This is a genomic window from Sphingobium sp. ZW T5_29, assembly GCF_044987515.1.
Taxonomy (GTDB): domain Bacteria; phylum Pseudomonadota; class Alphaproteobacteria; order Sphingomonadales; family Sphingomonadaceae; genus Sphingobium.
The window spans coordinates 71,868-80,443 of record NZ_JBJDRM010000016.1; the positions used below are offsets into that span (position 1 = coordinate 71,868).

Sequence of the window (8,576 nt, forward strand, 5' to 3'; positions counted from 1 at the left end):
GCGCAGGGTCGGGACGGTTCGCCCTTTGCCATCAAATCGATTCCCACCGCCGCCAACAGGGTCTATGAAGGGATGAGCGATATGACGCGGCAACACTCAACCGAAACCCTGCACGCAACCAGCGTAGCCATTGGCGGACGCGCCGTGCTGCTGTCCGGCCCCAGCGGGGCGGGCAAGTCCGACCTCGGACTGCGCCTTATCGACCGGGGCGCCACCCTGATCAGCGACGATTATACCGTGGTCAAATGGGTCGACGGACGGCTGGAAGCCACCGCGCCTGAAACCATCACCGGCATGATGGAAGTGCGCGGCCTGGGCGTCGTCGACATGCCCCGCGTCGATTTTGCGCGCATCGCCCTGATCGTCGATCTTTGCAACGACATAGACCGCATGCCCGCCGACCCGGAAATGCGCTCGGTCGCTGGCGGCGATGTACCCGTGGTCCGGCTGGCCGCGTTCGAAGCTTCCGCGCCGATCAAGGTCGAACTGGCGCTCAAGACCATAGGGCTTGCATGAACGCACCTACGCCCAAGACTATCCTGCTTGTGTCCGGCCTGTCGGGCGCGGGCAAGACGACCGCGCTCAAGACGCTGGAGGATATGGGCTGGGAAGTCGTCGACAACCTGCCCCTGCTGTTGCTGGAACGACTGCTCGATACCCCCGTCCCCGCCGGTCATGAAAATCTTGACGACCGGCCGCTCGCCATCGGCATCGACGCGCGCACCCGCGGGTTCAACGCCAACGCGATCGTTCAACGAATCAAGGCGCTGCGGTCGCGGCACGGCCATGACATCGAAACGCTGTTCCTCGACTGTTCGGACATGGAACTGGAACGCCGCTTTGCAGAAACGCGCCGCCGTCATCCGCTCGCGTCCGACCGGCCAGCAGCGCACGGACTTGCCCGCGAACGGGAACTGACCGAACCGATCCGCCGCTGGGCCACCCATGTCATCGACACGACCAGCCTCAGCAGCAACGGGTTGCAGCAGGAAATCCGCAACCGCTTTTCCCGCGAGGGCCTGTCAGCCCCGGTACTGACGATCCTGTCTTTCGGCTTTTCGCGGGGCGTGCCGCTCAACGCCGACCTGATGTTCGACATGCGGTTCCTGCGCAATCCGCACTGGGACGATGAATTGCGGCCCCGGACCGGACTGGACCCGGAAGTGTCGGCCTATATCGCGGAAGATCCGGCCTATGAAGAATCGGTCGACCGTATCGAACAACTGCTGGCGATGCTGCTGCCGCGCTATGCGGACAGCGGAAAAAGCTATGTCACCATCGCCTTTGGCTGCACCGGCGGGCGGCACCGTTCGGTGCATGTTGCCGAACGCGTCGCCAAATACTTGCAACAGGCGGGCTTTTCGCCCACGGTCTCGCACCGCAATATGGAATCAGCGCCCCAGGATGCCCTGGAGAAGCGCCGACCGGGAGGCCCGAAAGCTCAATCATGAAACAGGTGGGCCGCGTAAGTAGATGATTGGACTTGTACTCGTCACCCATGGAGAGCTGGCGACGGAATTCGTCGTCGCAATGGAACATGTGGTCGGCCCTCAGCAGCAGATCGCGACCATCTGCATCGGCCCCGAGGATGACATGGAAGTGCGCCGCGCCGACATCGCGGCAGCGGTCGAGCGCGTGAACGATGGCGCGGGCGTGATCCTGCTCACCGACCTGTTCGGCGGCACGCCATCCAACCTCGCCATTTCCCTGCTGAAGGCGGGCGAGATCGAAGTGATCGCGGGCATCAACCTGCCGATGCTCATCCGCCTGGAAAGCGCGCGCAAGGTCATGGACGTGCGCCAGGCCGTCGCAGCCGCGCGCGAAGCCGGGCAGAAATATATCAGCGTCGCATCGGAACTGTTGGGCAGCACTACATGAGCGAAATCAGCCAGGAAGTCCTGATCAGCAACAAGCGAGGCCTCCATGCCCGCGCCAGCGCCAAATTCGTTACCCTCGCCAGCGGCCTGCCCGCCCAGATCACCGTCCGCAAGGATGGCAGCGAAGTGACCGGCACATCGATCATGGGGCTGATGATGCTCGGCGCGGCGCTCGGCGATTCCATCATCATCAGCGCGACCGGCCCGGATGCGGAAAATTCACTCGGCAAGCTGGTGACTCTGGTCGAACAGAAATTCGGCGAAGAATAGCTCTTCCTCGCCCCGTCGCGGCCCGATAGAGAGGCGCGTCGTCCCCAGGAGGAAAGCAGGCGAGTGGCACGCGAAATCACCGGATTTTCCAACCCGCTGGTGAAGCGTGTCCGGTCCTTGCGGGAAAAGAAATTCCGCAAGGCCGAAGGACTCTTCCTTGCTGAAGGACTCCGCATCCTCACCGAAGCGCGCGAAGAAGGCGTGCTGCCCGAAATGCTGTTCCACGCCGGATCAACTCATCCCCTCGCCATCGATCTGATCATGGCGATGGAGGCGGCGGGCGGCGACGTCATCGAAACCACCCCCGACATCCTCTCCAAAATCTCTGGCAAGGATAATGCGCAGGCGGTTGTCGGCGTCTACCGCGACCGGCTCACCCCCTTGGCCAGGCTCGACCGCGGCAAGTCCGATATCTGGATCGTCGCCCAATCGCTGCGCGATCCCGGAAACCTCGGCACCATATTGCGCACTGGCGACGCGGTCGGCGCTGGCGGCCTCATCCTGATCGACGATTGCGTCGACCCTTTTTCCGTCGAGTCCGTTCGCGCATCCATGGGCGCGCTGTTCACTCAATCCATCACCCAGGCGCGCTGGGGCGAATTCATGCACTGGCTGCGCGAAGGCCCCGGCGAACTGATCGGCACCAGCCTGAACGCGACCCAGGACTATCAGGAACCGCGCTATACCAGCCCATCCTTCCTGCTGGTCGGCAACGAAGCGCAGGGCCTACCCGAATCCTATGAGGCGGAATGCGACCAGCTGGTAAAAATGCCGATGCTGGGCAAGGCCGACAGCCTCAACGCGGCGGTTGCCTGCGCGGTAATGGCCTATGAATTGCTGAACCAGAAACGATCGAAGAAGACTTAGACATGGCAAGGGGCGGGGAAGACATGGCTGCGGACGGAATCGGCGCGATGCTGCAGCATAAACGCGTGCTGGCGGCCAGCCTGATCGGCACAGCGGTCGAATTCTATGATTTCTACATCTATGCGACCGCCGCCAGCCTGGTGTTCGGGCCGCTCTTCTTCCCTGCATCCTCCCCTTCGGCCCAGCTGATGGCGGCCTATGGCAGCCTTGCCCTCGCCTTTTTCGCGCGTCCGCTGGGCGCGGCGGTGTTTGGCCATTATGGCGACCGTATCGGACGCAAGGCGACGCTGGTCACCTCGCTCATGCTGATGGGTGGGTGCACGCTCGCCATCGGTTTCCTGCCGACCTATCAATCGATAGGCTGGTGGGCGCCGCTGATCCTGTGCATCCTGCGATTCGGCCAAGGGTTAGGCCTTGGCGGAGAATGGGGCGGCGCGGCGCTGCTGGCGGTGGAAAATGCCCCGCCCGGATGGCGCGCCCGCTTCGGCATGTTTCCGCAACTGGGCGCGCCGGTCGGCTTCATCGCCGCCAACGGCCTCTTCCTCATCCTGGGCATGTTCCTGACGGAGGAGGATTTCTTCGCATGGGGCTGGCGCCTCCCCTTCCTGGGCAGCGCGGTGCTGGTCTTCCTGGGCTTGTGGGTGCGGCTAAAGCTCACCGAAACGCCTGAATTCGCGGCCGCCCAGGCCGAAGCGCCACCGCCCGCACTGCCGCTCGCCACGCTGCTGTCGCAACATCTGGGCGCGGCGGTCGCAGGCACCTTCGCCGTCGTAGCCTGTTTCGCCGTCTACTATATCGCAACGGCCTTCGCACTTGGCTACGGCACCACGACGCTGAAGATCGATCGTGAAGTCTTCCTTGCGATCCAGCTGGGCGCGATCATGTTCATGGCGTTCAGTATCGTCATCGCGGGCTGGTGGGCGGACAAGACCACCCCCACGCGCGTCCTTGCTGCGGGCTGCATCGGCACGGTGCTGATGGGCATCATTTTCGGCCCCGCCATAGGCACCGGACAATTGCTGCCGATCTTCCTGATTCTCAGCCTGGCCCTGTTCCTGATGGGCTTCGTCTATGGCCCGCTGGGCGCCTACCTCCCCCACCTTTTCCCCGTACAGCTGCGCTACACCGGCGCATCCTTCAGCTTCAACCTTGGCGGCATCATTGGCGGCGCGCTCGCGCCGATCGTCGCAACCTGGCTGATCCAGGTGCAGGGCGTAGGCCTGGTCGGCCTCTACATGTCGGTCGCCGCAGCGATCAGCCTGATCGGGCTGTGGTTCACCAGTCGACAGTAGCGCGTAAGGTTCCCCATCCCTTCCGAGGGAGGGGTTAGGGGTGGGTGCGAGCGCCAGCGAGCCCGCACTTATCCGGGCAGGCGTAGACGCCGCTCACGCGGCAACCCACCCCCTGCCACTCCCTTGGAAGGGAGGGGAGTAACAGCGCCTCAAACAGAAAAAGGGCGGCATCCCCAAGGAACGCCGCCCTTTTCTGTCTCAGCCATCAGGCCGCAAGGATAATCAATCCTCGGTGCGGACGTCGCGGCGCTCGGCGATACGAGCGCGCTTGCCGGTACGGCCACGCAGATAATAGAGCTTCGCACGACGCACGACGCCACGGCGGACGACGGTGATCGAATCGAGATTCGGCGAGTAAAGCGGGAACACGCGCTCCACGCCTTCACCGAACGAAATCTTGCGCACGGTAAAGTTGCTGCCCATGCCCTTGTTCGAGCGGGCGATGCAGACGCCTTCATAATTCTGGACGCGGCTCCGTTCGCCTTCGATGACCTTCACGCCGACGCGCAGCGTATCACCGGGACGGAATTCGGGAATGTCCTTGGCGAGGGCCGCGATGTTTTCGGCCTCGATCTGCTGGATCAAGTTCATGACTTAAAGTCCTACTTTTCGCGTTGCGCACCAGAGGGCGACTGGTCCCGAACGCCGATATGACGTTCCCAAAGGTCCGGCCGCCTTAGCCGTGTATCTTCTTCCGCCCTTTGTTTCCGCCAGGCGGCGATTTTCGCATGATCCCCCGATCGCAACACTTCAGGGATCGCGCGCCCTTCCCACAGAGCGGGCCGGGTATAGTGCGGATATTCCAGAAGGCCGCTTTCGAAGCTTTCTTCATCCCCACTGGAAGCCGCGCCCATTACTCCGGGAAGCAGCCGAATGCAAGCGTCCAGCAGCAGCAGTGCGCCCATCTCTCCACCGGAAAGAATGATGTCGCCCATGCTGATCTGCTCGACCGGACGAGCATCAAAAATCCGTTCGTCGAAACCTTCGAAACGCCCGCACAAAATCGTCGCGCCCGGCCCCGCCGCCAGTTCCCGCACGCGCGCCTGCGTAATCGGCTTGCCACGCGGCGTCATCGCGATCACCGGCAGGTCGGGCCGCGCCTCCAGCGAATGATCGATCGCAAGGCCCAGGATGTCAGCGCGCAACACCATGCCAGCGCCGCCCCCCGCGGGCGTGTCATCGACGGTGCGATGCTTGTCCGTCGCAAAGTCGCGGATCTGGATGGGATCGCAGGCCCACTTCCCTTCCGCCAACGCCCGCCCCGCCAGCGATACGCCCAGCGGCCCCGGAAACATTTCCGGGTACAGCGTCAATATCTGCGCATGAAAAGCCATAGGTTGAGCGATCACAATCCAGTCATGCTCTACACACCAAGTGTTCCTGCGAAGGCAGGAGCACAAAAGCGCCGCGTTCGGCAAAACTCTTCAAACAGCAAACGCCGCCTCGATCACCGCCCGCTCTTCCCCGATCGTCACCGCATGCATAGGCGCCATGAAGCGTTTGGGCTTCTTGCCATCCTCTGCCGGTCGCTCCACCTCAATGATATCGCCTGCACCGAAATTCTCGACCGCGACGATATTGCCCAGCCCCTCACCATCGCTGGAAAAACAGGACAATCCGATCAGGTCGGCATGATAATATTCGCCCTCACCCAAGGGAGGCAGGGCGGAACGCGGCACGGTAAGTTCAGTGCCGCGCAACGCCTCCGCCTGGGTGCGATCACCGACCTCGGCGAACCGGGCAACCGCGCCACTGGGTCCGGGACGCACTGACTTCAACGTCAGGGTGCGCCCCGCCACGTCGAAGCCACTGTAGGATTTAAGGGCTTCAACCCCCTCTCCAAACAGCTTCAGACGCACTTCGCCCGCCACCCCGTGCGCGCCGATGATAACGGCCAGAGTGACGGGCTTGTCGGTCAAGGGGTTCAGCCTTCAGCCTGCTCTTCAGCAGCGGCTTCGGGTGCCGCTTCCTCAGGGGCAGCTTCTGCGGCAGCCGGTTCTTCGGCGGGAGCGGCAGCAGCTTCGGCTTCCGCAGCCTTGGCGGCTTCGGCAGCTTCAGCGGCCTCGGCAGCCTTGGTCGCGCGATCTTCGGCGCGATCCTTGGCCTTCTGACCCGGCTCAGCCTTGTTCGGGTTGTTGCGGGCAGCGCGTTCCTTCACGCCAGCGGCGTCCAGGAAGCGGGCGACGCGGTCGGTCGGCTGCGCGCCAGCGGCAACCCAGTGCTTCGCGCGCTCGACGTCCAGAACGACGCGCTTCTCGTCGCCCTTGGGCAGGACGGGATTGTAGCTGCCGATACGCTCGATGAACTTGCCATCACGCGGGGCGCGGCTGTCGGCGACAACGATACGATAATAAGGACGCTTCTTGGAACCGCCGCGCGAAAGACGAATGGACGTTGCCATGGATATTTTGACCTTTCTGACTTAACTTAATTATCTTCAACTCGTCATCCCAGCGAAGGCTGGGATAACCGGCTATTTCTTCATGAAATTCTGAAAGCCGGGCGGCAGGTTGGGCATATTTCCGCCACCCAGCCCACCAAGCCCACCCAGATCGGGAGCACCGCCAGCACCCCCCATCAGCTTGTCCATCCCGCCACCGGTGAACATCTTGGCCAGCCCTTTCAGGCCGCCCATCTTGCGGATTTTCTTCATCGCCGATTCCATCTCCTGATGCATTTTCAGGAGCTTGTTGACGTCCTGCACGGTGCGGCCGGAACCCTTGGCGATGCGAATCTTGCGCTTGGCGTTGATCAGGGCGGGCTTTTCCCGCTCCTTGAGCGTCATCGACCCGATCATCGCGTCGAGATGGATCAGCGTCTTGTCATTCGCGCCGCTTGCCGCCATCGCCGCCTGCGCCTTCTTGAGGCCCGGCAACATGCCAGCCAGCGCGCCAAGGCCGCCCATGCGCCGCATCTGATTAAGCTGGCTGCGCAGGTCGTTCATGTCGAACTGACCCTTCGCCATCTTCTTGGCGAGCTTATCCGCTTCCTCGGCGTCGATGCTCTCAGCCGCGCGCTCGACCAGCGACACGACATCGCCCATGCCAAGAATGCGCTGCGCCACACGCGCGGGATGGAAAGGCTCGATCGCGTCGAGCTTCTCGCCCGTGCCCGCAAACTTGATCGGACGGCCCGTAACTGCGCGCATCGACAGCGCCGCACCGCCGCGCGCATCGCCGTCCATACGGGTCAGCACCACGCCGGTCAGCGGCACCTGTTGGGTAAAGCTGGTCGCGACATTCACCGCGTCCTGACCCGTCAACGAGTCAACGACAAGCAGGATTTCCGCCGGATTGGAGACTTCGGCAACCGCCTTCATCTCGTCCATCAGCGCCTGATCGACGTGCAGACGGCCCGCCGTATCGAGCATTACCACGTCGAAGCCCTGAAGCTTCGCCGCCTGCAACGCGCGCTTCGCGATATCAACCGGCTGCTGGCCCGCCACGATCGGCAGCGTCGCCACATCGGTTTGGGTGCCAAGCACGGCCAACTGCTCCTGCGCGGCCGGACGCTGGACGTCGAGCGACGCCATCAGCACCTTCTTGCGCTCTTTTTCCTTAAGGCGCTTGGCGATCTTGGCGGTGGACGTGGTCTTGCCCGACCCCTGCAGGCCGACCATCATGATGACGGCGGGCGGGCTGACATCGATCAGCAGGTCGGACGTTTCCGAACCCAGCACGGCGGTCAGCGCATCGCTGACGATCTTCACGACCTGCTGACCCGGCGTCACCGAACGCAGCACGTTATGACCGACAGCCTGCTCAGTCACGTCATCGACGAACTGGCGAACGACCGGAAGGGCGACATCCGCCTCCAGCAGCGCGATTCGCACCTCGCGCATCGCGGCGCGGACATCGTCCTCCGTCAGCGCACCGCGCCCACGCAGCTTGTCGAATACCCCGCTCAGACGATCGCTTAGCGAATCGAACATCATCACCTCATTTGGGCCAGAAAGCCCGGAAAACTGCGCCACCCCGCCAAACGACAAAATCGCCGGCGGGCGAAACCTCGCCGGCCAGCGTCCATCCGATGCTCCCTTGTGAGCGCCATGGATCTGTCAGGGTATCAGACGGCGAACCGCCCAATTGCGATGTGGCCCTTAGCGGATGGGCGCGAGGGATGCAATGGCGGGAAGCATACCCCCTCGTCACCCCGGACTTGATCCGGGGTCCCAGGTCAAGCCCGGGATGACGGATGAGGACACACCCGTCCGCCCCCCCGTCATGCCAGCGAAGGCTGGCATCTCAGGAGAGGTCGCGCGATCCCGCCC

The 8,576-nt window shown here is 63.2% G+C and carries 11 protein-coding genes; 6 read left to right on the plus strand and 5 right to left on the minus strand.

Going from position 1 to position 8,576, the window contains the following annotated elements; all coding sequences use genetic code 11:
* The first annotated feature begins 81 nt into the window (after positions 1–81).
* From ACI3KQ_RS14085 to ACI3KQ_RS14110, 6 genes are all read left to right on the plus strand, one after another.
* Entirely contained in the window at positions 82–516 is a 435-nt protein-coding gene (locus ACI3KQ_RS14085) for an HPr kinase/phosphorylase (protein WP_404958641.1), read from the plus strand.
* Positions 513–1,451 carry an RNase adapter RapZ gene (gene rapZ / locus ACI3KQ_RS14090; protein WP_404958643.1) on the plus strand — a complete coding sequence of 313 codons (939 nt, stop codon included), beginning with the start codon at positions 513–515 and terminating at the stop codon, positions 1,449–1,451. The genes ACI3KQ_RS14085 and rapZ overlap by 4 nt, the downstream gene beginning before the upstream one ends.
* Positions 1,452–1,473: 22 nt before the next feature.
* Positions 1,474–1,878 (plus strand): PTS sugar transporter subunit IIA, encoded by a 405-nt coding sequence (locus tag ACI3KQ_RS14095; protein WP_404958645.1) that lies wholly within the window; start codon positions 1,474–1,476, stop codon positions 1,876–1,878.
* On the plus strand, positions 1,875–2,147 hold the full coding sequence (locus tag ACI3KQ_RS14100; protein WP_404958647.1) for an HPr family phosphocarrier protein: 273 nt from the start codon (positions 1,875–1,877) through the stop codon (positions 2,145–2,147). The genes ACI3KQ_RS14095 and ACI3KQ_RS14100 overlap by 4 nt, the downstream gene beginning before the upstream one ends.
* Positions 2,148–2,210: 63 nt before the next feature.
* On the plus strand, positions 2,211–3,014 hold the full coding sequence (locus ACI3KQ_RS14105) for a TrmH family RNA methyltransferase (protein WP_404958649.1): 804 nt from the start codon (positions 2,211–2,213) through the stop codon (positions 3,012–3,014).
* A 23-nt stretch (positions 3,015–3,037) separates the two neighbouring features.
* Positions 3,038–4,306 carry an MFS transporter gene (locus ACI3KQ_RS14110; protein ID WP_404958651.1) on the plus strand — a complete coding sequence of 423 codons (1,269 nt, stop codon included), beginning with the start codon at positions 3,038–3,040 and terminating at the stop codon, positions 4,304–4,306.
* 222 nt (positions 4,307–4,528) lie between these two features.
* On the opposite strand, the gene rplS is transcribed toward ACI3KQ_RS14110, so the two are convergent.
* From rplS to ffh, 5 genes are all read right to left on the minus strand, one after another.
* Positions 4,529–4,897 carry a 50S ribosomal protein L19 gene (gene rplS, locus ACI3KQ_RS14115; protein ID WP_404958652.1) on the minus strand — a complete coding sequence of 123 codons (369 nt, stop codon included), beginning with the start codon at positions 4,895–4,897 and terminating at the stop codon, positions 4,529–4,531.
* Positions 4,898–4,908: 11 nt separating this feature from the next.
* Complete coding sequence (gene trmD, locus ACI3KQ_RS14120; protein WP_404958678.1) at positions 4,909–5,640, minus strand: tRNA (guanosine(37)-N1)-methyltransferase TrmD; 732 nt, start codon at positions 5,638–5,640, stop codon at positions 4,909–4,911.
* 90 nt (positions 5,641–5,730) lie between these two features.
* Positions 5,731–6,225, minus strand: coding sequence for a ribosome maturation factor RimM (rimM, locus tag ACI3KQ_RS14125; protein ID WP_404958654.1), 495 nt, complete (start codon positions 6,223–6,225; stop codon positions 5,731–5,733).
* Between the two features lie 5 nt (positions 6,226–6,230).
* Positions 6,231–6,707: a 30S ribosomal protein S16 gene (gene rpsP / locus ACI3KQ_RS14130; protein ID WP_404958656.1), complete on the minus strand. Its 477-nt coding sequence runs from the start codon at positions 6,705–6,707 to the stop codon at positions 6,231–6,233.
* A gap of 72 nt (positions 6,708–6,779) precedes the next feature.
* Positions 6,780–8,240 carry a signal recognition particle protein gene (gene ffh, locus ACI3KQ_RS14135; protein WP_404958658.1) on the minus strand — a complete coding sequence of 487 codons (1,461 nt, stop codon included), beginning with the start codon at positions 8,238–8,240 and terminating at the stop codon, positions 6,780–6,782.
* Positions 8,241–8,576 lie beyond the last annotated feature (336 nt).

Excerpts from the sequence above, each read along its gene's own strand:
- ACI3KQ_RS14085 (WP_404958641.1), top strand. The coding sequence starts at position 82 with ATGACGCGGCAACACTCAACCGAAACCCTGCACGCAACCAGCGTAGCC.
- rpsP (WP_404958656.1), bottom strand. The coding sequence starts at position 6,707 with ATGGCAACGTCCATTCGTCTTTCGCGCGGCGGTTCCAAGAAGCGTCCT.
- ACI3KQ_RS14110 (WP_404958651.1), top strand. The coding sequence starts at position 3,038 with ATGGCTGCGGACGGAATCGGCGCGATGCTGCAGCATAAACGCGTGCTG.
- ffh (WP_404958658.1), bottom strand. The coding sequence starts at position 8,240 with ATGATGTTCGATTCGCTAAGCGATCGTCTGAGCGGGGTATTCGACAAG.
- ACI3KQ_RS14100 (WP_404958647.1), top strand. The coding sequence starts at position 1,875 with ATGAGCGAAATCAGCCAGGAAGTCCTGATCAGCAACAAGCGAGGCCTC.
- rapZ (WP_404958643.1), top strand. The coding sequence starts at position 513 with ATGAACGCACCTACGCCCAAGACTATCCTGCTTGTGTCCGGCCTGTCG.
- ACI3KQ_RS14095 (WP_404958645.1), top strand. The coding sequence starts at position 1,474 with ATGATTGGACTTGTACTCGTCACCCATGGAGAGCTGGCGACGGAATTC.
- rplS (WP_404958652.1), bottom strand. The coding sequence starts at position 4,897 with ATGAACTTGATCCAGCAGATCGAGGCCGAAAACATCGCGGCCCTCGCC.
- trmD (WP_404958678.1), bottom strand. The coding sequence starts at position 5,640 with ATGGCTTTTCATGCGCAGATATTGACGCTGTACCCGGAAATGTTTCCG.